This window comes from Bradyrhizobium sp. CCBAU 53340 (assembly GCF_015291645.1).
GTDB lineage: Bacteria > Pseudomonadota > Alphaproteobacteria > Rhizobiales > Xanthobacteraceae > Bradyrhizobium.
The window spans coordinates 488,650-510,239 of sequence record NZ_CP030056.1; the positions used below are offsets into that span (position 1 = coordinate 488,650).

At 56.8% G+C, this 21,590-nt stretch carries 19 protein-coding genes; 11 read left to right on the forward strand and 8 right to left on the reverse strand.

Features of this window, described 5'->3' with window-relative positions; all coding sequences use genetic code 11:
- The first annotated feature begins 302 nt into the window (after positions 1–302).
- Positions 303–1,259 carry a fumarylacetoacetate hydrolase family protein gene (locus XH89_RS38900; RefSeq protein ID WP_164933584.1) on the forward strand — a complete coding sequence of 319 codons (957 nt, stop codon included), beginning with the start codon at positions 303–305 and terminating at the stop codon, positions 1,257–1,259.
- A gap of 233 nt (positions 1,260–1,492) precedes the next feature.
- Here the strand turns inward: XH89_RS38900 and XH89_RS38905 are convergent, their stop codons facing one another.
- Positions 1,493–2,236 carry an SDR family NAD(P)-dependent oxidoreductase gene (locus XH89_RS38905; RefSeq protein ID WP_128929994.1) on the reverse strand — a complete coding sequence of 248 codons (744 nt, stop codon included), beginning with the start codon at positions 2,234–2,236 and terminating at the stop codon, positions 1,493–1,495.
- Positions 2,237–2,731: 495 nt separating this feature from the next.
- Between XH89_RS38905 and XH89_RS38910 the strand changes: the two genes are divergently transcribed.
- The 5 genes from XH89_RS38910 (at position 2,732) to leuD (ending at position 9,358) form a co-directional block, all read left to right on the forward strand.
- The gene (locus XH89_RS38910) at positions 2,732–4,843 is read left to right on the forward strand and encodes an alpha/beta hydrolase fold domain-containing protein (protein ID WP_164933583.1); all 2,112 of its coding nucleotides are present in this window, start codon (positions 2,732–2,734) and stop codon (positions 4,841–4,843) included.
- A 63-nt stretch (positions 4,844–4,906) separates the two neighbouring features.
- Entirely contained in the window at positions 4,907–5,815 is a 909-nt protein-coding gene (locus tag XH89_RS38915) for a fumarylacetoacetate hydrolase family protein (RefSeq protein WP_128929992.1), read from the forward strand.
- Positions 5,816–5,911: 96 nt separating this feature from the next.
- Positions 5,912–6,982 (forward strand): cupin domain-containing protein, encoded by a 1,071-nt coding sequence (locus tag XH89_RS38920; RefSeq protein ID WP_128929991.1) that lies wholly within the window; start codon positions 5,912–5,914, stop codon positions 6,980–6,982.
- A gap of 316 nt (positions 6,983–7,298) precedes the next feature.
- A complete protein-coding gene (gene leuC / locus XH89_RS38925; RefSeq protein ID WP_128929990.1) occupies positions 7,299–8,708 on the forward strand; it encodes a 3-isopropylmalate dehydratase large subunit in 1,410 nt (469 codons plus the stop codon).
- Positions 8,709–8,725: 17 nt separating this feature from the next.
- Positions 8,726–9,358, forward strand: a complete 633-nt coding sequence (gene leuD, locus XH89_RS38930) for a 3-isopropylmalate dehydratase small subunit (RefSeq protein WP_128929989.1) — start codon at positions 8,726–8,728, stop codon at positions 9,356–9,358.
- Between the two features lie 38 nt (positions 9,359–9,396).
- On the opposite strand, the gene XH89_RS38935 is transcribed toward leuD, so the two are convergent.
- Entirely contained in the window at positions 9,397–10,221 is an 825-nt protein-coding gene (locus tag XH89_RS38935) for an SDR family NAD(P)-dependent oxidoreductase (RefSeq protein WP_128929988.1), read from the reverse strand.
- 594 nt (positions 10,222–10,815) lie between these two features.
- Here XH89_RS38935 and XH89_RS38940 point away from each other — a divergent pair.
- Together XH89_RS38940 and XH89_RS38945 are read left to right on the forward strand one after the other, a co-directional pair.
- Entirely contained in the window at positions 10,816–11,718 is a 903-nt protein-coding gene (locus XH89_RS38940) for an oxaloacetate decarboxylase (protein WP_128929987.1), read from the forward strand.
- Between the two features lie 72 nt (positions 11,719–11,790).
- Positions 11,791–12,570 (forward strand): SDR family NAD(P)-dependent oxidoreductase, encoded by a 780-nt coding sequence (locus tag XH89_RS38945; RefSeq protein WP_128955134.1) that lies wholly within the window; start codon positions 11,791–11,793, stop codon positions 12,568–12,570.
- A 54-nt stretch (positions 12,571–12,624) separates the two neighbouring features.
- Here the strand turns inward: XH89_RS38945 and XH89_RS38950 are convergent, their stop codons facing one another.
- The 6 genes from XH89_RS38950 to gcvA all read right to left on the reverse strand — a co-directional run bounded on the left by XH89_RS38950 (position 12,625) and on the right by gcvA (position 18,412).
- Entirely contained in the window at positions 12,625–13,332 is a 708-nt protein-coding gene (locus tag XH89_RS38950) for an ABC transporter ATP-binding protein (protein WP_128929985.1), read from the reverse strand.
- On the reverse strand, positions 13,325–14,080 hold the full coding sequence (locus XH89_RS38955) for an ABC transporter ATP-binding protein (protein WP_128929984.1): 756 nt from the start codon (positions 14,078–14,080) through the stop codon (positions 13,325–13,327). The genes XH89_RS38950 and XH89_RS38955 overlap by 8 nt, the downstream gene beginning before the upstream one ends.
- Positions 14,077–15,021 (reverse strand): branched-chain amino acid ABC transporter permease, encoded by a 945-nt coding sequence (locus tag XH89_RS38960; RefSeq protein WP_206733114.1) that lies wholly within the window; start codon positions 15,019–15,021, stop codon positions 14,077–14,079. Before XH89_RS38960 ends, XH89_RS38955 begins: the two co-directional genes overlap by 4 nt.
- 61 nt (positions 15,022–15,082) lie before the next feature.
- Positions 15,083–15,955, reverse strand: a complete 873-nt coding sequence (locus XH89_RS38965; protein WP_128955133.1) for a branched-chain amino acid ABC transporter permease — start codon at positions 15,953–15,955, stop codon at positions 15,083–15,085.
- Positions 15,956–16,195: 240 nt separating this feature from the next.
- The gene (locus XH89_RS38970) at positions 16,196–17,266 is read right to left on the reverse strand and encodes an ABC transporter substrate-binding protein (protein ID WP_128929981.1); all 1,071 of its coding nucleotides are present in this window, start codon (positions 17,264–17,266) and stop codon (positions 16,196–16,198) included.
- Between the two features lie 270 nt (positions 17,267–17,536).
- Positions 17,537–18,412 (reverse strand): transcriptional regulator GcvA, encoded by an 876-nt coding sequence (gcvA, locus tag XH89_RS38975; RefSeq protein ID WP_128929980.1) that lies wholly within the window; start codon positions 18,410–18,412, stop codon positions 17,537–17,539.
- Between the two features lie 151 nt (positions 18,413–18,563).
- On the opposite strand from gcvA, the gene XH89_RS42245 reads away from it, so the two are divergent.
- The 3 genes from XH89_RS42245 to leuC (XH89_RS38990) all read left to right on the forward strand — a co-directional run bounded on the left by XH89_RS42245 (position 18,564) and on the right by leuC (XH89_RS38990) (position 21,583).
- Positions 18,564–18,938 (forward strand): AraC family transcriptional regulator, encoded by a 375-nt coding sequence (locus XH89_RS42245; protein ID WP_164933582.1) that lies wholly within the window; start codon positions 18,564–18,566, stop codon positions 18,936–18,938.
- 281 nt (positions 18,939–19,219) lie between these two features.
- The gene (locus XH89_RS38985) at positions 19,220–19,999 is read left to right on the forward strand and encodes an HpcH/HpaI aldolase/citrate lyase family protein (RefSeq protein ID WP_206733115.1); all 780 of its coding nucleotides are present in this window, start codon (positions 19,220–19,222) and stop codon (positions 19,997–19,999) included.
- A gap of 174 nt (positions 20,000–20,173) precedes the next feature.
- Complete coding sequence (leuC, locus tag XH89_RS38990) at positions 20,174–21,583, forward strand: 3-isopropylmalate dehydratase large subunit (RefSeq protein WP_164933598.1); 1,410 nt, start codon at positions 20,174–20,176, stop codon at positions 21,581–21,583.
- Positions 21,584–21,590: the final 7 nt, after the last annotated feature.

Below are 21,590 nucleotides of genomic sequence, written 5' to 3' on the forward strand. Positions count from 1 at the left end.
CCTTCACTCCCCTCCCGTCAGAGACTTGGCCGCGAGCTACGGTCCGGTCGCCTTTCCGAGGCCGCTCTCCTTACCGTCATGCAAGCCCCGACCTGCCATGCTTTACATCAGAGTATTCGGTGCTTCGCTGTGCAATTCGAGTAAAAAATTGCGCTGTTCCAGCGCTTGCAAAATTCCATACTATTTTGATTGGTGGGTTTGACGCCTAGTGACATTGCGTCGGTCGCGACGTGCAGCGTCGGATGCGCCTTGGTTTATGCACCTTAGGCGGCGGCTTTCAGCGGGATGCGAGGAGTACTTCGATGAAACTAGCTTTGTTCAACGAGTTCATACCCGGGGCAATCAAAGAGAATGAAATTGTCGACATCACAAAGCCGGTTTCCGCGCTCGCGAAATGCGGGCCTCAATACCTGATGGAAGGTCTGATGACTAACTGGGCGACCTACCGGCCGCTCTTGGAGGATTACGTGTCGCGCACGAAGGGCCGCCCAGTCTCCGAAGTGCGGCTGAGAGCGCCGCTGCCGCGACCATCTAAAATTCTGTGCGCCGCAGCGAACTATAAAGAGGGGATCGAAGGCAATATCAGCGATCTTGAGTTCTTTCACAAATCGCCATCTGCGATCATTGGCGATGGCGACACAATGATTCTTCCTAAGGTCGAAGTGACCATCGTCCATCACGAATTGGAACTAGGCGTGGTCATAGGCAAGACCTGCAAGGACGTCTCGGAGAGCGAAGCGTTGGATTATGTTTTTGGATACACGATCGTTCAAGACGGGTCCGCACGCGGCATATTGTCGAACGGTCAGATGTCATTTTTCACGCAAAAGAATTGGGATACGTTTGCGCCTCTTGGTCCCTTGGTCGTGACAAAGGATGAAGTGCGGGACCCTCACGATCTGCAGGTCCGGCTTTGGGCCAACGGCGAGCTACGGCAGGACTACCACACAAGTGACATGGCCCATCGAATCCCGGCGCTCATTCACAAGGCCTCGATGTTCAATACGTTCTTCCCAGGCGATATAATCGCGACAGGCTGCAACCGTCAGGGTTTAGGTCCGATGCAGCATGGCGATACCATCGTTCAGGAAATAACGGGGCTCGGTCGGCTGACGACGTTAGTGGAGGACCCTCTCAAGCGCAGCTGGCCATACGGCGTCGATGCCGAGTTTGCAGACTTCGTGAAGAAGCCGCGCACCCAGCGTGGCGCTCTGGGGCCGCCGCGGATCGTCCCCGCGAATTCGCGGCTGCCGACCTAGTTCAAGCGGTCCGACCCGCGGTTCGCACTGTCAGATCTTTCAAAAGGGCTGAGCGGGCTTGGCAGCGCGCCATGCCTGCTCTGTCGACACCGAGCCATCGCGGGCCTGTCTAGGCCCGATCTCATCTGCAAATTAGGCTGGTCGCCTTATCCAAGCGTGCCAGCCTTAGCCTAGCCGTCATGATCCAGTGTCGACTGGACAGGTGACAAGTTCCGTTCGGTAGGACCTCCCTATCACTGATAGGCCCGACCTCCGTCGCAGACATAGTTGCTGCCTGTGATGTACTGAGCCTCCGAACTGACCAGGAACAGCAAGAGATTTGCTATTTCTAGGGGAATTGCCAGCCGCCTCAGCGCGTACCTCGCCAGAAAAGCGTCTTGTTGCGAGGCTGACTTTCCGGCCAAAAATCGGTCCATCATCTCAGTATCGACGGCCCCCGGGCAGACGCAGTTCACTCGTATATCGGGCGCCAACTGGGCAGCAAGTGTCTTGGTAAATTGGATGACGCCGGCCTTTGCGGCTCCGTACGCCGCGCTGCTTACACCGGGTCGTATACCTGCCAGTGCCGACACGTTGACGATGGCTGCTGCTCGAGTCTTTCGAAGATGTGGCAATGCTGCTCTGCAGACCAGGTAGTGAGACGTAAGGTTGGTGCGAAGACTCGCGTCCCAACGAGCTAAGTCGATATCTTCTAGAACAGCGGCCTCGGCATTGCCGACGCAATTGATGATACCATCGAGACAGCCCATAAGGGCCGCGGCGTCGTTCACCGCGGCAAATGCTTGCGCCTCGTCGGTAAGATCCGCCGCAATAGCGTGTCCTCGCGTCAACCTGGCGACCTCTTTCAAGCAATCGAGCCGCCGTCCGACAACAGTCACCACCGCTCCTTCCTCGGCGCATCGCATGGCGGTGGCATGGCCGATTCCGCTTCCGCCGCCCGAGATCAAAATGTGACGTCCAGCCAGACGGCCAGCCATTATTGTTTAACCTCGCTCGCAGCAGGGTCGCATCGATTGGTGCACGTCGCACTGCTATGTGGCGGCGGTGCGCTTTGAACGGCCCCGCATAGTGGAAAGCTGCACCGAACAGGAGAGATCAGCTGTTTCATAGGTCAGCAAAAGTTGTGTAGCGGCGGGCGTATGCATGCCGCAGGGCTTGAGGGTATCGCCGGAACTTACAATCGGTGCGACTAGCGGAATAGGACAATACTGCGCCGCATACTTGTGCGACGGAAAGAGTTTGGCTTGGGGTTTGCCGCCAGGACTGGGCGCTGCTTGACAAACGACAGAATAGGAAACACGTTTACCAAAATGACAAGGCGGCAGCGCGACGTAGGTCGATGATTGACCGGGCAGTGAGTAGCCCGGAAAGCTCGCCTTAACCCGCAGCGCTCTGGTCGGTTCGACGACTGGTGAGCTTAACCTGCGAATAAAGGATATCGGTCACAGATGTCCAACTACGGGAGGATGGCTATGCGTGCCCTGATTGTCGGAGCCGGAGTGGCCGGACTGGCTACGGCGGTTGCTTTGCGTCGTAACGGCATCGACGTGACCGTCATCGAGCGAGCGGCGGAGTTAAGCGAGGTTGGAGCAGGTGTTGTCCTTGGACCTCATGCTATGCGCGTTCTTGAATCGCTGGGCATTGCGGCGGAGATAAAGCGCTCGGATGAGCCGCCCGAGACGATTACATTTTATGATATGGTGAGCGGTGAGGTACGCAATCGCACCCAACTGGGCGAAGCGGGAGCCAAGCTGTATGGCGCCCCGCTTTACAAGACGCATCGCCGCGATTTGATCGACGCTCTTGCAAGACATTTGGACGGAACGGAGATCCGGCTCAACTGCTCTGTTGTCGATGTGAAGCAAGATGATCGAAGTGTTACCGTCATTCTCGAGAGGGGTGAGGCTGTTCTTGGCGATCTCCTAATCGGAGCCGATGGCCTGCGTTCCAAGGTGCGAAGCGCAATTTTTGGAGAAAGCGAGTCGATATCTACGGGCCTCCTCGCCTGGCGGACCGTTCTACCAACGACGCTTCTCAGCAAAGCGCTAACATTGGATACCAATGTGTGGAGCGGTGCGGGTCGCCACGTGGTTTGCTATCCGATTCGTCGCGGCAAACAGTTTTATGCAGCCTTCTACGTACCTGCCGATGAGATCCATCGTGAGGACTGGGCCACAGCTGGGGATGTCGCGGATTTGCGCGCCTCATTTAAGGACGCCTGCAAAGACGTCCGAGAGATCACTGAGGCTGTAACCGAAGCTTTCATCACGGCGATCAATTATCGTTATCCCCTGCCAGAATGGCATCGCGGGCGAATAGTTCTGATTGGCGACGCGGCCCACCCGGTGCTGCCGACATCCGGCTCCGGTGCGGCGATGGCGCTCGAAGATTCGGTGGCGTTGGCGGCTTGTTTGCACCGGAGCGGGAGCAACTTGGAAGCCGCTTTTTCCGAGTTTCAAGCGCGGCGGAAGCCGCGGACCACTCGGTTGCTTCACCAAAGTCGCGGCGATCTTACGGCATTTCATGAAAAGGCACCCGAGCGTCAGGCGGCTTACGGACGGATGGGGCGGGGCATGCTGAAGCTCGACCAAGCTGGGTATGAGCGGTTTGCGTGGCTCTATGGCTATGATGAAGTCGCCGAATCAAACAAGCCATTCGACCTGTTTAACGCCAGTCCATTGGTGCGGCCGTCGCGGCCGGCCGCCGCCCGCGCGTTCGATCTTTGGTCGAATGCTCTCAAGTTCGAAGATGAAGACTGGATGAGCGAACGGGCTGCTTACGAGCGGTTCATGTCGAGTCTATGTGCGTTGCCAGAGGATGTGTCGGTAGAAACCGTCGACTGCGACGGGGTGCCTGCGTTATGCGTCATTCCCCCCGGCGGGAAAAGTGGTCCTGCCGTTCTTCATCTTCATGGGGGAGGATATGTGTTTGGTTCGGCTAAGAGCTCGGTTTTGCTTGCAGCTGGTCTAGCGCGCGCGATCGGTGGCTGGGCGTTGGTACCCGAGTTCCGACTTGTCCCGGAACATACGCCAATGCAAATGCAGGAGGATGTGCGAGCGGCCTTTGCGTGGCTTTCGCGGCGCGCAGACCCAGTTGCAGTCAGTGGCGAATGCTCGGGCGGTGGTCTTGCTTTAAGTCTCGCCGCAAAGCTCCGTCACGAGAATGTCACTCGGCCCGCCGCCCTTTATCTCCTGTCGCCCTTTGCCGATCTCACGCTGACGGCGGCCAGTATCGACGGCAATAGACGAACCGAGCCCTGGATGACCCGGCGGCGACTACTGACTTTGGCTGGTGCGTTCATCCAAGACCGAGAGCCCGATGATCCCGCCATTTCGCCGCTTCGCGGAAATCTTGCCGGGCTACCACCGATGCGCGTCTTTGCGGCGCGTGGAGAAGCCCTCGCTGACGACGCTCGTGCATTGGTCGCTGCTGCTAAATCGGCGGGCGGAGATGCCGAACTGCACTTGTTCGACGATAGCATTCATAGTTTTGCGCTGTTCGAGTTTCTGCCGGAGACGGACGAGTTCTTTCGCGCGATTCGGCGCCACGCCCACTCCAACACTTACGTCGGGGCGACGCCATAGGGTTAGGGCATAAGCCGGCGGCTTGGCTGCCCTAACCGCTCTATCTGGATAGGAGAGAATAATATGCGGCTCTGTCGTTTCGATGGAAATCAGCTTGGTATCGTGCGAGATGGCGAAATTCTCGTCGTTACCGAGGCGCTGGACGTGCTGCCCAGCCTCAAGTGGCCGTTTCCGCAGCACGACATCATGATCGAGCATTTGGACCGCGTCATCGCCAAGGCACAGGAGCTGGCCGGGCGCGCTCGACGCATTCCCGTGAGCTCGGTTCGGCTTGATAGCCCCGTCGCTAATCCGTCTAAGATCATCGCTGCCCCTGTCAACTATCAGCTCCATCTCGACGAGGGGACGAACAATCAAGAATTGCGGCAGGGCCGATCGGAGGTTCAGACGATCGACAGAGCCGGTCTTTTTTTGAAGGCCAATAGTTCGCTAGTGGGCCCGGGATCGCTGATCAGACTGGGCGATCCGACGCGAAGGCACGACCCCGAAGCCGAGTTGGGTGTTGTTATAGGTCGACGGGGTCGCAACATCCCGCAGGCAGACGCCTTGCAGTATGTCGCTGGGTACGCCGTTGCTGTCGACGCGGTTGTCCGTGGTCCCGAAGAGCGGAGCCTGCGGAAATCAATCGACACCTATTCCGTCTTGGGACCCTGGTTGGTTACGCGAGATGAGATTCCCGATCCCGGGGTTCTTGACCTTTATCTGAGCATAAACGGCAAGGAGAAGCAGCGATCGAATACGCGACACCTCATATGGTCGGTTCCCAAGCTGATCGCGTTCGCGTCCGCCTATTATACACTTCATCCCGGCGACATCATCATGAGCGGCACTCCCGAAGGAGTATCCGAAATTGTACCGGGCGACCGCGTCGTCGTTGGCGTACAGGATATTGGCGAAATGACGCTCCTGATCGAGGCCGGCGATTGGTCGGCGGACGAAATGCTCCGATCACCGCGCATAGCCAAAAATTAGAGGAGGCGCAGTCCTCGTCCTGCAATTTCATGCTAGCCGGCAGGTCTAATCAACCGCAGCGTGGCGGCAAGCTCGAACTAAAGTTGAGGAACCAAAATGTCGAACAGCACGGCTCAGCCAGATCCGAAACATGCCGATCCCACAGCCGAGCGGGCCGATCGTATGAAGCGGCTGAGTATCATTCCCATCTGGAATACCAGCGGGGTCGCCGAAGAGATGGGCTACAAGGCGCGCGGCCATGTATGGCGGTGGCGCGACTTGCACGCTGAGTTCGAGGAAGCTGTTAAGACATCATTGGCCGGGCCGGGCACTGAGCGCCGAATTCTTCTGTTTGAGAATCCCGGGATGCCACGGTCCGCAGCAGCAACGCCTACGCTCAATGGCGCGTTGCAGATGATCCTACCTGGCGAAGTCGCACCGGCGCACCGGCACACCTATTCAGCGCTGCGCTTCATCTTGTCGGGAAGTGGTGCGTTCACGGTCGTCGATGGCACGCGCGCGGATATGCACGAGCTTGATCTTTTGCTCACGCCTGGAGGGTGCTGGCATAGTCACGCGCACAATGGCGGGACGGAGCCAATGGTTTGGTTCGATGCGCTCGATACCCCATTCGTTTCATACATGCGAGCCGATTGTTTCGAGATGCATCCTAGCAAATCCTTAGAACCCTATACCAATACTGTGGGCTCTTACGAAGATATTGGCGCGCTCGGAATGCTACAAGGTCGGACGCGCGCGCAACCGCCGGCCTCGCCCCAGTTGGTGTACAAATGGGCTGCCGCCGAAGCAATGATACAAGCCGGACTGGACCGCGACGATGATGACCCGTACGAGGGTGTCGTTTACGAATACGTAAATCCTATCACGGGTGGGCATGTCATGCCGACAATCGCCTGTCACGTGAACGGATTCCGTAAAGGCTTCCACTCGAAGGCACGACGACGCACATCGAGTAGTCTTTGTGTTGTTGCGAAGGGAAGCGGTGCCACCATTATCGATGGCGTCAAGCACGAATGGTCAGAGCGCGATGTGATCGCAGAGCCGGCTTGGTCGTGGTGCGAATATATTGCGTATGAGAAATCGATTCTGTTCCGGACAAGCGATCAGCCTATATTGGAACCTTTCGGTTTGGCTCGCCAAGAAGATCATCCGAACGGACGTCAATAGGCAGCTTTCGCCTCTTGCAATCGTTGTGCCCGGCGTAGTTGTTTGCGCAGGCAATACCCGTTGGCTCGCTCCGCGTTTCCAGAAAGTTGCTCTTGTAGATAGCGCAGGCCTGATGCAGGCCGATCGTTCTATTTTGCGTGGACCGCGAGTACTTAAGCGCATCTGACGCACAGCATCGATTTGCTAGCCGGGCAAAAGGGGTGTTTGCAATTTTCTCCTATTGGGCAATGTCCGAGGTTCTTAACTTCCCAAAGCTCGTGTACGGCTCGCTCACCTCGTGAGAATTCAAGCCCCTTGGGACAAGTCGATTAGCGCCATGGCAAACAGCGAAACTCTGTTCGACAAGATCTGGCTGTCGCATGTTATCCGGGAGATTGAAGATGGCGTGTTTCTTCTTCATGTGGACCGGCACATGGTTCATGAATGCACATCGGCTGCCGCCTTCGAGGGCTTGAAGCGTGCTGGCCGCAAGACCCGTAATCCCGAACTGACCTATGCTGTTGTCGATCACATCCTTTCCACGGCGAAAGGTCGTACGGGAGAGACGTTCGCTGGTGGTCGGGAATTCGTGCAGCTGTTACGTGAAAATTGTCAGGCTCATAAGATTGAACTCATTGATGTTGACGATCCTCGGCAAGGCATTGTCCATGTAATCGCACCTGAGCTCGGCATCGTCTTGCCCGGCACAACACTGGTATGCGGCGACAGCCATACGGCAACGTGTGGAGGACTTGGTTGTTGGGCTTGGGGCATTGGCACCAGCGAGGTGGAGCATGTGCTCGCGACCCAGACAATCGTCCAGCGGCGGCCGAAACGCATGCGTATCAATTTCGAAGGCAAGCTCAACCGAGGGGTATACGCCAAGGATCTCATTTTGAGATTGATTGGTCAGATCGGCGTTGCGGCGGGACGTGGCTACGCTGTGGAATATGCCGGCAGCGTCATACGGTCTTTGTCGATAGAAGAACGCCAAACCATCTGCAATATGTCGATCGAGTTCGGTGCGAGAGCTGGACTTATAGCTGCCGATGACGTCACATTCGAATATCTCCACGATCTGCCTTATTCGCCCAAGGGAGAAATGTGGGAACAGTCATTGGCTTACTGGCGTTCGCTCCCGACCGACCCAGAAGCGGTTTTCGATCGAGAGGTCGATGTTGATTGCACGAGCATCGGCCCGCAGGTCACCTGGGGGACGACCCCCGAGGATGTTGGCAGCGTCAGCGATCCGATTCCTGATCCCGCGGCGGTTAACGACCTTGCGCGTCGCGCCGCAATGGACCGTTCGCTGACTTATCTCGGTCTTGAGGCCGGTCAGTCTCTCGAAGGGCTCACCGTCGACGTGGCGTTTATCGGTTCATGCACCAACAGCCGCCTTTCCGATATAGAGGCTGCCGCCGAAGTCGTGCGGGGGCGCAAGGTCGCTTCGCATGTACGCGCGCTTGTGGTACCCGGCTCAGCGCAGGTTAAACATGCCGCTGAATCTCTGGGGCTCGACAAAGTCTTCCTGGAAGCTGGGTTTGAGTGGCGGGAGGCCGGATGTTCCATGTGCGTCGCCATCAATGATGACTTTGTAGGACCCGGTAAGCGTTGCATCTCTACGTCGAACCGCAATTTCGAGGGGCGCCAAGGCCAAAAGAGTCGCACCCACCTAGCCAGTCCCGCCTCGGTGGCCGCCGCTGCGATTGCCGGGGCGGTAACGGACGTCAGAAGGTACTTAACCTAGGCCGCCGGAGAATTCGTATGGAGAAATACACACGTGTCGAGGGTGTCGCGGCCAGTTTCCCGCGCCCTAACATCGATACAGACGCGATCATTTCGGTCGCTTGGCAACGCAGCTTGAAGAGCAATCCGGGGGAAGGCCTGTTTGCGATCTGGCGGTATGATCTGCAAGGCCAAGAGGTGCCGGACTTTATCTTGAACCGCGCCCCCTTTCGCAAGAGCAAAGTTATTGTTGCGGGAGCCAATTTTGGTTGTGGCAGCTCCCGCGAGTTCGCGGTTTGGGCCCTGGTACGGTTCGGTATTCGCTGCGTGATTGCACCCACCTTTGGCGACATTTTTTACGAAAACTCGTTCAAGAACGGGCTGCTACTCGTCACGTTACCGCAGGCAGAGGTTGATGAGATCCATCACCACCTGGCGACCACGAACGATCCGACGATGTCGGTGGATCTCGAAAGCTGCACCATCGAATTACCGAACGACAGGACAATCGCTTTTAACATTCCAACTGCCCGTCGCGCAACGCTGCTAGAGGGCCTCGACGAGATTGGTCAAACGCTAAGATTCGTCGCCGACATTGAGGACTTCCAGCAGAAGAGCCGAGCGTGCCAGCCCTGGTTATACGCGCGACCTGAACCTCGGCATTCTCCCTGAGTGGGGCCGACGAACCAGAGTTGCGCGGTTAGGCGAATCTAAAGCGTTTTTGTCAGACCTGCATCCGCATCGATAGCAGCCCCTTGCAGGAGACGACCGCGATCTGACAAGACAAATCTAACCAGCGCCGCGATATCCTCAGGCTCGCCGATTCGCGCAATGCGCAACTCGCGGCTGAGCTGATATTCCATTTCGGCAGGGTCGATGCGTCGTTCGCGGCTCTCCAGCGTCAGGCGCTTTGTCAATCTGTCTGTCCTCACCAAGCCGGGATTGATACAATTGACCCTCACGCCGTCCCTAATGCCAAGCTCGGCGAGGAATTTGCTGAAACTATTGAGTGCGGCATTCACTGGCGAACCGATAGCGAAATAGATGTCGGGTGTTCGGCCGCCTGCACCGGCGATATTCACGACGGATCCACTCGTCTGAACAAGTGTAGGCCAGGCCGCCCGACAGAGGCGCATTGCACCAAAGAATTTTAGGCCGAAACCATCCTCCCAATCACTATCGGGCAGCTCCAGGAAGTGCCCCCGCGTGGTCGCACCGGCGTTGTTGACAAGAATATCAATCTTCTGAAAAGCGGCCAAGGCCCGGTCGATCGTCCAGGAAACGGTTTCCACGTTTCGCAGGTCGCCAGCAACGACCTCTACCCTTGTTCCAAATGATCGTGCGCGTTCGGCAACGCTGTTGAGCATGGCCTCATCCCGGGCGACGATAACGGAATCGACGCCTGCTTGCGCGAGCTCGAGCGCAATGGCAGCACCGATGCCTCGGCTTGCGCCCGTTACGATCGCAACCTTGCCCCGGAGGGACGCATCTTCGCCTCCCGCCAGGCGAGGCTCCTGTTTGGTGTGTCCTGTCATCGTGGAAGTCTCCGTGTCTGGTCGATTGAATGGGATTGTTGACAGAACCGGCCACACGCATCGGGACGCAACATTAGTCTGAGCTGCCCAGATGTGTGCCTTGCGAGCTCGGTTGAGTAAAAGGCCAGGCTCGACCGGCCTTGGCGCCTGTCGAGATCTACTCCATGTCGTCACGTCGGACACTGACCCAGCGAACCAAGAGACCACGCGCTTGGCTGAGTGCACTATGGCATGGCGCACCCTTTGGCTAGCTAAGGTGGCCACTCGTCATGCGACCTCGTCCATGAAAGAAGAGTGCGACGTTCTCCTCTGGCTTGAGCAGTACTAGCCCTGAGGCCCGCCGTGTCGCCACAGGATTTTGCGCGAGTACAGGGTTTTAGGCGCTGATCCGCTAGCAAGAAATTGCAATGCTATCGGGGCAGCCCATCGTGCAATTTTCTCCTAGTGATGCCGGCGCCTGTCGGTTGATAGTACACGTGCTTTATGAAACGTGCTGAGTCCAACGATGGTCTTCTGCACTGGAGCGACCTTCACTAACCGCTTTCACGGTTGTCGGACTCGCGTCGTTGCCGTACTCGCATCATTGGGTGTCTTTTGAAAGCTCGTATTCCTCTGCGCAAGGTCATGGAAGCCGGACGACCGCTCGTCCTTCCGGTTGCTCAAGATGCTTTTGCCGCCCGGCTGATAGGGCGGGCTGGGTTCAAAGCGTTTGCAATTGGTGGGTCGGCAATGCTTGCTGCCCGTTACGGGTTGCCGGACCTAGGCATTGCGGCGCTTGGCGAGATGGTCGCCGGTATTCAGGATATTGCGGCGGCCTCCGATCTACCCTTCATCACCGATGGCGATGACGGCTACGGTGACATCAAGAGCGTTGTTCGCATGATCCGCGCGTACGAGGCGCTTGGTGTTGGCGCCGTGATCCTGGAGGACCAGGCTCGCCCGAGCAAGCAACCCGGCGATAATCCTGCTCCTGCTGTTGTCGCGATGGCAGAATTCGAAACAAAGCTTCGGGCAGCTGTTGATGCCCGCAGTTCAGGCGACATGTTGATTATCGCCCGCACGGACTCCTTAACAACGCTTGGCCTAGATGGCGCCCTAAAGCGAGCGGAGCGCAGCTTAGCCGCGGGCGCGGATGGTGTATTTATTCCAGGATTGAAAGCACATGACGATCTCGTGACGGTTGGGAGTGCCTTCCGGGGGAAACACCAGCTGCTTGCCCTAACTGAAGATGGGAAAGCGCAACTGCCGCGGGCACAAGATCTCTTTGTGATGGGCTACGATCTTATCGCTTATCCGAGTTATTTGATGCTGCGGACCACAGAAGCGATGGCGAGCGCGCTCGCAGGGTTGTTGTTGTCCACGGCCGACGGGTCCCCTCTCCCGGCACTGGCCGATTTTCCGGCGGCTCGCGCGGCCTTTGCTGAGGCGGTCGGACTTCGAGACTGGCAGGCGCTCGACAAAGTTGCCCGGTCCCAGGCCTCTGCGCCCGCCACGTAACTCGTCCGCGGTTCCGCATTTTCGGACTGCTGCGATGGAAATCTCGGTGCTAGAGCAAGCAAGGATAGTTTAGTGCAGATTTCGCTGAAAAGCCGAACCGCAATCGTAACGGGCGGAAGCCGAGGCATTGGCCGAGCGATAGCTCTGGCGTTCGCCGAGGCCGGCGCTTCTGTTGCAATTCTCGCCCGAGATAAACAACAAGTGAGTGATACCGCCGACCAGATAAGTAGCACAACCGGTCAGCGCGTGATTGGAATCTCATGTGATCTCGGAAACAAATTGCAGATTGACCAGGCCTGGTCGAGGCTCTCCCCCGACTTCAGTCATGTTGACGTCCTCGTTAACAACGCAGGCAACGCTGCCCACGAGCCAATATCGGGAGTTGAGTGGGACGCACTCCAGTCCGATTTCATGCTGAAAGTCGGAGGGGCACTTTACTTAACTCAGCGTTGCCTCTCTGGAATGCGAGCAAGACGCTGGGGACGAGTTGTCAATATTCTCAGCATTGCGGCAAAGGCCGGTACCGGCGCCGCTCCGTCGGCGCTGAGCCGGGCGGCCGGCCTATCCATGACGAAGCTGCTGGCTAACGAATGCGCGCCGGATAACGTCCTTATCAACGCCATCTGCCTTGGATCGATCGAAACCGACCAGTGGAAACGAATGCACCGGTCCACCGCACCGCAAGCGAGCTACGAAGACTTCGTTTTGCAGAAAGGAAAGAGCGTGCGTCTCGGTCGGCTTGGAACTGTGACCGAGGTTGCGAATGTGGCCTGCTTTCTAGCCTCGGACCTAGCCTCGTTCGTAACGGGAACAGCCATTAATGTCGATGGAGGCAATTGTCCCGTACCGTAACCTCGGCACTGGTATCGTTGCCGGTAGGTATGTAATCGGAGGTCGTCTACCTCCCTAGCTGATGCCAACGAGGCTCGATAGAACGGACTTATTGCCCGCCAGATCGTTGCTTTTGCCGTTCCAAACCACTTGGCCTCGATCCAGAATTAGGGCCTGGACCGTTAGTGACAGCGCTAGATCAACATGGTGTTCTACGAGGATAAACGTCATATCGCTTTCTTTTCTGATGCGTTTGAGCGCTTCCACAAGCTGGTCAACAATGACCGGAGCCAATCCTTCGAACGGCTCGTCGAGAATAAGCAAAGCGGGATTGCTGACGAGCGCTCGGCCGACAGCCAGCATCTGCTGCTCTCCACCCGACAAATGATTTCCGAAGTTCTGCCGTCGCTCAGCAAGCCGGGGGAATAGCTCAAACACGGATTCAATGTTCCACTTTCCCCGATCAACCCTTGCAACGGAAAGGTTTTCCTCTACCGTCAGGGAAGGAAAGATCTCTCGTTCCTGAGGCACGTAACCGAGGCCCAGGCGAGCCCGCTCGTAGGTATCGATGCCTCCGATCTCGCCGCCGTCAAATGTGATCTTGCCGGAGGCCATTTGCGTTAGGCCCATAATGGTCGCAAGCAGGGACGTCTTGCCGACACCATTGCGTCCCAACACGGCCAATGACGACCCTCTCGGGAGCGAAAGAGCCACGTTTTCAATAGCCGCGGCGCCATAGCCATATCCTGCGGTGACAGCTTCCAGTCTCAGCAAATCAGTCATTGCGCGCCTGTCCGAGGTAAACCTCTCGTACCTTAGCATCTGCTCGAATCTCGGACGGGGTTCCCTGCGTCAGCACGCTTCCCTCTGCCAACACCGTGATACGGTCAGCGAAACCAAAAACGATCTGCATGTCGTGCTCGATGACGATGACTGCGAGGTCGGCGGGCAACCGCCGCAGCAATTCCGAAAGTTTTCCGCTGTCTTCTTTCGGCAAGCCAGCAGCAGGTTCGTCGAGAATGAGCACCTTTGGCTTGAGAGCCAGCGCCAGCGCGAGCTCAACGAGCCGCCGTTGACCATATGCGAGATTGGAAATCAATTGGCATGCCGAACCACTGAGGTTAAAAACGTCTAGGAGCCGCTCGAGTTCGATCAGAACCTGCTTGCGCCTATTGAGCGCGCCCCACAGTTTTGCGTCGATATGCATATTTGCAACGACCGCGAGGGCAATATTTTCGACCACCGTCATGGACGGGAATAGCGAGTTTATTTGAAACGTTCGCGCGAGCCCCAGAGAGACTCGGCGTTGCGGCGAATACCGTGTGATGTCACGTCCTTCAAGTCGGATCGACCCAGAGGATGGAGCCAACGCTCCCGTGATGAGATTTACAAGGGTGGTCTTTCCTGCGCCATTCGGACCAATCAGAGCGTGTCTTGCACCAATCTCAAGGCGGAAGTTGATATTACGCGTGACGGCGAGAGCACCGAAGCTTTTGTGCAGACCGACGATTTCGAGGACCGTATCATTCATGGTTTCCGCCTGCGATCGAGGAGATAGCCACCCATACGATCAATCCAGGGACCAACGCCTTGAGGTGTAAACCTGACGGCGAGAATGAGGAGTCCACCCAGCATAAACAACCAATTGAAGGGGTCTATCGCCGCGGCCCGATCAGAAAAAATGACGAAAATAATGCCCCCAATGAATGCGCCGGTCAGGCGCCCCATCCCGCCGATTAGCAACATGATGAGGACGTTTCCGGATAGCAGGAATGAGAGTGAGTCGGTTGCGACAAGCCCGGTGACTTGTGCGGAAATTGCACCGGCCACACCCGCTATTGCTGCCGAAATCGAATAGATGAGAAGCAACCGTGCGGCGACCGGTACGCCTAGCATGCGCATGCGTTGGTCGTTGTCGCGTATCCCACGCAGAACATATCCAAATGGCGAGTTTACCAAGATCCGGGCAAGGGCAAACACGAAGGCCAGCACGCAAAGCGAATAGAGATAGGCAGTATGGCCATAGAGGTCGAACGAGTAACGTCCCAAGATGGGTGCGACCTGATACCCCGCAAGGCCATCATCTCCGCCCGTTACTGATTTCCAGGTTGTCGCAACTTGGAGGACGACGGCACCAATGGCGATCGTGAGGATGACTTGAGTCAAGCCGCGAACACGAAGAACCAGCAAACCCGTGACGAAGCCGAACGCGCCGGCAGCTAGCCCTCCTACCACAAGGCCGGTCAAGGGTTCAGATAAAACATTGAGCGCAAAAAGGGCGGCGGCGTAGGCTCCGATACCAAAAAAGACGGCATGACCTAAACTTTCGATTCCAGAGTAACCGATGGCGAGATCGAGCGACAGAGCCAAGATGATCATGATGATGACTTGGGTGCCGAGCTGGTGATAGGCGCCCAAGAAGAAATAAGCGAAAATTGCAAGCGCCCACACCAGCGCATCGCTAAGTCCCAAGCGGTGGGATCCAAAGGACGCGGCGATGTCCCGTTTAGGTGTGTCCTTTGAGGGAGTTACCTTAAGCACGGCCATAAAGCCCAAAAGGTCGAATGGACAGAATGAGGGCCAGAAGAATGTAGATGCCGAAAGCGCCGGCCGCCGGAAAGAGATAGCGAAAATAGGTATCGAAGATGCTATAGCCGAGCGCGGCGATAAGCGATCCTTTGAGACTGCCAAAGCCGCCAACCGCAACGACGATCAAAACCATGACCATATAGTTCGTGGCATAGTATGGCTGCAGCGGCAGCATCTGCGTTCCAAGTACGCCGGCTATGGCCGCTAACGCGCACCCAGCAACGAAGGTCTGAGCGAACACCCGCCGCACATTGATCCCGACACAGCGAGCCATGCGCGGATTATCGACGGAGGCGCGCAAGCGGGCGCCAAAATCGGTCTGTTCGATGACGTACCAAATCAGGCCTGCGATTGTCAGGCTGACGATTGAAAGAAAGCTACGGTAAGCAGAAATCGATATCTCTTCAAAATGCCATGCTCCCGCCAGGAATTCAGGCGTTGGTAATGTATGCGTCAGCGAGCCATAACCGGCGTTGATCGAGGCGATCATTATGAATGTGAGGCCAATTGTCATCAGGATTTGACCGAGAGCACTCGTCTCATAGATCCATCGATATACGGTCCGTTCAAGAATGGCCCCGAGTATCGCCGTGATTGCAACAGCAATCGGAAGCGCGGCGAGCAAACCCAGGCCAAAATGATTGACGAGCGAGAGTGCAGTGTAACCGCCGATCATGGCGAAACCACAATGTGCAATGTTTAGAAGACGCATCACGCCGAGCGTGATCGTCAGGCCAGAGGAGATCAGAAAGAGGATCATCCCGAAGGACAGGCCGTCGATCAAAAGCGATATACCCGTCGTCCAGTAGCTATTCACTTGATCCCTCAAACACCGCCTGCATCACAAGCATGCTGCCAATGGCCATTACGTCCCGCCGCATTGGCCTGGAGTCATGCGGCCTGATTCTACTCCCCTATTTTCGCGCGCCTAAACGTCGTCAGCGCGAGGCAGGATTGGCCTCCTTCCAGGGATCTTTGAGATTCGGAATTACGGCGACCTGTTTATTTACGAGGACGCCGTCGATCTTCTCGACCTTTCGGATATAGACGTTTTGGATCAGGTCCCGTTCGACCGGATCGATCCGCGCGGGCTCTCCCAGGAGTACCCTTTGGCGGCCGCCAAGGCTTTTTCACCATCAAGTTTCCCGTCGGTTGCTTCGGTCATATGGGCGATCAGGTGTATGCCGTCCCACGCCTCAACGGTCCCGATATTAGGTATGGCGCCCTTCCCGTATTTTGCTTCCAGCGCATTGACGAACTCCTTATTCGCGGTGCTTTCTGGCGAATGAGGACCATAAAAGAGAGAGGAATATACACCGATGGCCAGTTCGCCGGTTTGTCCCAATGCCGCGAGGGGTGCCTCCTCGGTTTCACCGAGGCCAAAGTACTGCAAGCCCCGTTGTGCCAAGCCGCGCTCGAAATACCCTTTGAACAGTGCAACGGAGATGGGCCCGTTCGGGACGAACGTAAATAGAACGTCAGCGTTCGCGTCCTGCAGCCGCTGGAAGTAGCTGGAGAAGTCAGTTGTATCCAAAGGCACCTTTACGACATCGACGATCTTGCCGCCGAGCTTGCCGTAATTGGCATCATAAGCTGCAATTGCGTCGTGACCGGGGGCGTAGTCGACGGCAAAGACAACAGCTTTCTTCTTGCCCTGATCAATAGCATAGCGCGTGATGCCATACGCCAATTGCCAGATGGTGCAGCCCACTCTTAAAAAATATGGCGATTTACGTGTGGTATCTGCGGTATTTGCGTTGAAAATGACGAAGGGAATTTTCGCTTGCGTCACAACATCGGCAACGGCTACCGCGTTAGGCGTGAAGTCCATACCGCCGAGAAATTGTACCCCCTCTCGGGTGATCAGCTCTTGAGCGAGTTGTTTCGCTCGAGCGGGATTTGGGCCGCCAGAATCACGATAGAGGACCTCAACGGTGTGGCCTCCAAGCTTTCCTCCGTGCTTCTCGACATAGAGGTCAACGGCTCGTTTGAATTGGACGCCCCACTCGGCATAGGGGCCGCTAAAAGAGCCGATGATGCCGATCTTGACCTCGGCAGAATGCGCATCTGTAGAAATGGACAGTGAGGCAAGAACCGCCGCGAAGGCCAGCAAGCTGAAGCGCTTCATTGTTTCCGTCCCCCTATTTGTGCACCGCCATGCGCCGCAAGCAAGGCGACGACTGCGCCCATCGTTCGGCCCAGATAGAGGGCATTAGAGGAGTGCATTCTTGTATAATCTTGCGGGACGCCGGGACTGTTAGTCGCAGGTCGCGGAGGGCAGACCAGTTAAGGGCTGCTCACGCTATATTACGCGGATGTCACAAGGTCCATGTCCGGGGCTGAGAGTCGCTTCTTTCCCGTCCATTTCAGATCGATGGATCTGACGGTTGCCGCCGCCTCACCGAGCAGCCATTGCGCGGAACGCGACAAGTGCCGGCAAATCGCTCTTTTCGGTTGGATAAGCGAGATAGAATGCCATCTGGTTGCGGACAATGAGATTGAACGGTGCGATCAGTCGGCCGGTTTCGAGATCCCTTTCAATCAAGGGAAGATGCACAATTGCAATACCAAGGCCGTCGATAGCTGCTTGGCACGCGAGCCCCGAGTTTTCAAATCGTAGGCCCGTGTTGGCCGGGACCTGCGGCGCGCCTGCAGTCTGGAGCCATTGCCGCCAAAAATCCGGGCGCTGCAAGGAATGGAGAAGAACGTGATGATCGAGTTCGTGCGGATAGCGCGGGACCGGCATTCCATTCGCAAGCTTGGGGCCGCATACGACGATGAGCAGTTCGTCGAACAGATGTTTGGCCTCGAGCCCAGGCCACTGGCCCAATCCGTACTCGATCGAGGCATCGATGCCTTGCGCTTCAAAATTGGCAGGGGATTGTTGTGAGGTTGAGACCTGAATTTCCACCTGCGGATATTGCTCGCGAAACCTCGCGAGGCGAGGGATCAACCAGCGCATGGCAAAGGTGGGTAAACACCTAAGCTTTAGGACATTGTGTTTTGACGACGCGCAGATCTCGGACGTCGCGGACCTTATCTCGTCAAACGCAACCTGAAGCCGCTTATGATATCGTCGAGCCTCTTCCGTCAGTTCGATGCGACGATGCTTACGAACAAATAACTTTATTCCGAGGTGGGTCTCAAGTACCGCGATATGCCTGCTGACGGCCCCTTGGGTAATGCAAAGCTCTTCCGCCGCTCGACTGAAATTGCCATGACGCGCCGCAGCATCGAAGGCTCGTAGCGCATTCATGGGCAAGTATTGGCCCATAACCCATTATTCTCCCTAGGTTTTCGCTTATATCGCAAAAACTCATGCAAGTCATCAGTTAACTTGCTTTGCGCGGCATGCTGATCGCCTTCATCCTCAGCCCCGCGATGAAACTCGTCCACTGCAGCAAGAGTTGGACATGACTTGTGGGATGGAAACGGCAGTCGTATCGGCAGACGCATTCTCTGCTCCGCCCGGCGACCCTGACGGAAGCATTACAGAAGTTGCGCTCGCGTTTATTAAGAAGAGCCCTGAGATCAGGATTACGCTTCGCGATCTTGAGCGTCAGACGGGCGCAAGTATCTTTCAACTGATTAGGGCATTCCGAAGAGATTTGGGAGTAACGCCCCATGCCTATCTGATAAAACGGCGCGTCGCGCGCGGCGCTGATCTTCTTCTTCAGGGAGAGCCAGCGGCACAAGTAGCTTACGAGGTCGGTTTCGTTGACCAAAGTCACTTCACGAAGCACTTCAAGCGTGTCCACGGCGTGACGCCAAAGCGCTATGTTGCGGTAGCCACCAGCTAGCTGGCAAATCGAGCGCATGAGAAGTTCGCCACTGGCGACAGACCTTTTGCAAAAGCTTGTCTAGAGTTCTTGAGGGTCTAATCCGCTCCGGCGCACAACAAGGCGCGGTTGCCGGCGCAATCGGAGCAGTCAAGTGATCACGCGGTCAGTGGTGTACTTGTTGCGCGCGGCGTCGACGACATTCCGATGCCAGCAGCCGTCAACAGGATATCGAGGCCAGTCGTCATATTCACAGCAAAGAAAGCTTCCTTATGGCCCCCTTTCGAGGACTAAATCGCCGCATGGCCGAAAATGGCCATTTACTGAACGGCTATTGCGCGATCCCCGATGCGTTTTCGGCAGAACTTTATGCTCGACAAGGCTTCGACGTAATCACGCTTGACCTGCAGCATGGTCTCATCGGGTACGATGCCGCCGTCGCGATGCTACAAGCCATTACGGCCGTGGACGTGCTCCCGTTGGTACGCATCCCCTGGCTCGACCCGGCAATCATCATGAAAGCGCTTGATGCAGGTGCTCTTGGTGTGACATGCCCTATGGTCAACACGGCAGCGGACGCTGAGCGCCTCGTCCAATATTGCAAATATCCACCGATGGGCCAGCGCAGCTTAGGCCCCGTCCGTGCGGCGACGGCCTATGGCGAGGACTATGCTGCGCATGCGAACCGGGAGCTCAGCGTCATCGCTATGATTGAAACCGCTGAAGCCGTCGCCAACATCGAGAGTATTCTTGATGTGCCAGGTCTGGATGGTGTCTATATCGGACCAGGCGATCTCTCGCTGTCCCTGAACAGGAAGCCGCAGCTGGAGGAGTTTGATACCGAGGTGGACGCTGCCATCGATCGCGTTTTGAAGGGGTGCATTAAGAAGGGTCTGATTGCAGGCATTTTCGCACCTGGTCCCGAACAAGCGTGGCGCATGGTCACGCGTGGCTTTCGATTCGTCACGCTTTCCACTGACGCTCGCGCATTGGCGTTCCAGGCCAAGTCTTGGGTTGAGAAGTTTCGACTGCTCAGTCGAGAGCCGTCCCGTGTTACCGGTGCATCGGGCCTGAAGGGGTAAGGACTAAATATCAAAAAGTGGGCGACCGGACCATAAGCCCTCATCCGCTCGAAATTGCAATTTCTTACTAGTCGACGAGCTCCTCCTGCATCAAGACCGGTGTCGCCGATCACGCAATTGGCGTGAAGCCTACCCGCTCTTAGCGTGGGAGCAACTCGGCCATGGTGTAACATGATCCAACCGCGGTCTATCTTTGAAAAGATCTGGAACAGTCATGTCATCCGGGAAATGGGTGACGGCGTCTTCTTGCTCTATGTCGATCGCCACATCATCCAGGAATCGGCGAGCGGACAAGCATTTGATGGGCTACGGCGCGCCTCGCGATCTGTGCGTCGACCTGATCTCACTTTCGGTGTCACGGATCACATCGTTTCGACACGTCCTGGGCGCACGGTCGATTCGAACCCCGAGGGGCGCGAGCTAATCACCTTGATGGAACGGAACTGCAGCGAACACGGAATTGAGCTGTTTGACTTGGCTGATGCCAGGCAGGGTATCGAACACGTCGTGGCGCCGGAGCTCGGGCTTATCACGCCAGGGATGACTGTTGTTTGCGCAGACAGCCATACACCAACAAATGGCGCGCTCGGTGCCTATGCGTGGGGTTTTGGCACAAGCGATGTCGAGCACGTTCTAGCAACCCAAACCGTACTTCAGCGCAAGCCAAAGGCGCTACGGGTGACGTTCGCCGGACGTCTGGGAAAGGATGTCTGTGCCAAGGACCTCATACTTTACTTGATCGGCAAAGAGGGAACACAGGCGGCGCGCGGATATGCCATCGAATATTGCGGACCCGTCATTCGTGCGATGTCCATGGAAGGCAGGATGACGATCTGCAACATGTCCATTGAATTTGGTGGACGTGCTGGCATGATCGGGCCGGACGATACCACGTATGAATATATCGCTGGCCGCGACTATGCTCCCAAAGGTGCGCATTGGCAGGCCGCATTAGATCAGTGGCGCACTCTTAACACAGACGAGCAAGCTCTCTTCGACAAGGAAATCAGGGTTAACTGTAGCGAGATTGCCCCCCAGGTGACGTGGGGGACAACACCTGGCGATGTCGTAGGTATCGACGAAAACATCCCAGATCCCGTGTTGATTGGCGATCCTGTCCGTCGCGCCATGGCGGAGCAGGCGCTGCACTATATCGGCCTCAAACCTAATCAGCCTCTTGAAGGCATTCCGATCAACGTCGCCTTCATTGGATCCTGCACCAACAGCCGCCTATCGGACCTTCAGGCGGCAGCGGCCATCGTCAAGGGGCGCAAGGTCGCCAAAGGCGTGCGGGCGCTGGTTGTGCCTGGATCGACGTCGGTCAAGCGCGCGGCTGAGGCCCTCGGTCTAAACAAAGTATTTCTCGATGCAGGCTTCGACTGGAGAGAGGCCGGGTGTTCAATGTGTCTGGGGATCAACGACGACCAAGTCGCGCCAGGTGAGCGCTGCATGGCGACCTCTAATCGCAACTTCGAGCATCGCCAAGGACCAAATAGCCGCACGCATCTTGCAAGTCCGGCATCGGTGGCGGCGGCCGCCGTGACGGGTGTCATCACCGACGTTCGCAAGCTCGCGCACGCATAGAGGCGGC

What these genes read in the sequence shown, in the direction of transcription:
- XH89_RS38955 (WP_128929984.1), bottom strand. Translation starts at nt 14,080, where the DNA reads ATGAATGATACGGTCCTCGAAATCGTCGGTCTGCACAAAAGCTTCGGT.
- XH89_RS38970 (WP_128929981.1), bottom strand. Translation starts at nt 17,266, where the DNA reads ATGAAGCGCTTCAGCTTGCTGGCCTTCGCGGCGGTTCTTGCCTCACTG.
- XH89_RS38905 (WP_128929994.1), bottom strand. Translation starts at nt 2,236, where the DNA reads ATGGCTGGCCGTCTGGCTGGACGTCACATTTTGATCTCGGGCGGCGGA.
- XH89_RS38900 (WP_164933584.1), top strand. Translation starts at nt 303, where the DNA reads ATGAAACTAGCTTTGTTCAACGAGTTCATACCCGGGGCAATCAAAGAG.
- XH89_RS42245 (WP_164933582.1), top strand. Translation starts at nt 18,564, where the DNA reads ATGGAAACGGCAGTCGTATCGGCAGACGCATTCTCTGCTCCGCCCGGC.
- XH89_RS38985 (WP_206733115.1), top strand. Translation starts at nt 19,220, where the DNA reads ATGGCCGAAAATGGCCATTTACTGAACGGCTATTGCGCGATCCCCGAT.
- leuD (WP_128929989.1), top strand. Translation starts at nt 8,726, where the DNA reads ATGGAGAAATACACACGTGTCGAGGGTGTCGCGGCCAGTTTCCCGCGC.
- XH89_RS38935 (WP_128929988.1), bottom strand. Translation starts at nt 10,221, where the DNA reads ATGACAGGACACACCAAACAGGAGCCTCGCCTGGCGGGAGGCGAAGAT.
- XH89_RS38950 (WP_128929985.1), bottom strand. Translation starts at nt 13,332, where the DNA reads ATGACTGATTTGCTGAGACTGGAAGCTGTCACCGCAGGATATGGCTAT.
- gcvA (WP_128929980.1), bottom strand. Translation starts at nt 18,412, where the DNA reads ATGGGCCAATACTTGCCCATGAATGCGCTACGAGCCTTCGATGCTGCG.
- leuC (WP_128929990.1), top strand. Translation starts at nt 7,299, where the DNA reads ATGGCAAACAGCGAAACTCTGTTCGACAAGATCTGGCTGTCGCATGTT.
- XH89_RS38910 (WP_164933583.1), top strand. Translation starts at nt 2,732, where the DNA reads ATGCGTGCCCTGATTGTCGGAGCCGGAGTGGCCGGACTGGCTACGGCG.
- XH89_RS38920 (WP_128929991.1), top strand. Translation starts at nt 5,912, where the DNA reads ATGTCGAACAGCACGGCTCAGCCAGATCCGAAACATGCCGATCCCACA.
- XH89_RS38915 (WP_128929992.1), top strand. Translation starts at nt 4,907, where the DNA reads ATGCGGCTCTGTCGTTTCGATGGAAATCAGCTTGGTATCGTGCGAGAT.